Annotated in this window: 1 pseudogene; it reads left to right on the forward strand. The window is 71.7% G+C overall.

Annotated features, from left to right (window positions below):
• Window positions 1–79 precede the first annotated feature (79 nt).
• Window positions 80–887, forward strand: a pseudogene (locus ACIKT0_RS19275) (FAD-dependent monooxygenase); the annotation flags it as partial.

Raw genomic sequence — 887 nt, forward strand, 5'->3', positions numbered from 1 at the left:
TTGCGCTCCCGGTACTCGGCCGGCGTGATCTTCAGCGAGATCAGCGCGAGCACGATCAGAATGGCGTCGCGCGCCGCAGGACGCCCGCACCACCGCCCTGCTCGAAGGCTCCGTCACGGTGTTGCGCGAGGCCGGCGTCTGGGACTCCCTCCAGGGCGCGGCCGCGCCGCTCCGGACGCTCCGGATCGTGGACGGCGGACGGCGGCTGTTCCGGGCGCCGGAGGCCACGTTCCAAGCCAGCGAGCTCGGGCTCGAGGCTTTCGGCTGGAATGTGCCCAACACGGCGCTCACGGCGGCTCTGGCGGAGGCCTTCATGCGCGCGCCCGGAGCGGTGCGGCGGTTAGCCGAGGCGCGCGAGAGCCGGCCCGGCGAGAAGCTTGTCGCGCTGACGCTGGACGATGGCTCCACCGTCGAGGCCAGGCTCGCGATCGCCGCCGACGGGCGAAAGTCTCTGCTTCGGGAGGCGGCCGGGATCGGTTTCAAGAGCCACCGCGCGCCCCAGACGGCTCTCGCCTTCGCGGTCGAGCATGACCGCGAGCACGAGGGCGTCTCCACGGAGTTCCATTTCGAGGAGGGGCCGTTCACGCTCGTGCCGATGCCGGGCCGACGCTCAAGCATTGTCTGGGTGGCGACGCCCAGGCAGGCGGAGGAACTTGCCGCCCTCAGCCCTGAGGCGCTGGGCGAGGCCGCGACGCGCAAAAGCGGGCGGGTTCTGGGAGAGATGCGCGTCACGGGCCCGATCGGGCGTTTCCCGATCACGGTCGGCGCGGCGACCTGCTTTGCGGCGCGCCGCACCGATCAACATGGAGGTCGGGCTGATCACCCCGCCGGTCGGGCTCAACCTGTTCGTCATCAACGCCATCGCCCCGCAGGTGCCGACGCGGGAG

Source organism: Hansschlegelia beijingensis (assembly GCF_045505405.1).
Taxonomy (GTDB): Bacteria; Pseudomonadota; Alphaproteobacteria; order Rhizobiales; family Methylopilaceae; genus Methylopila; species Methylopila beijingensis_A.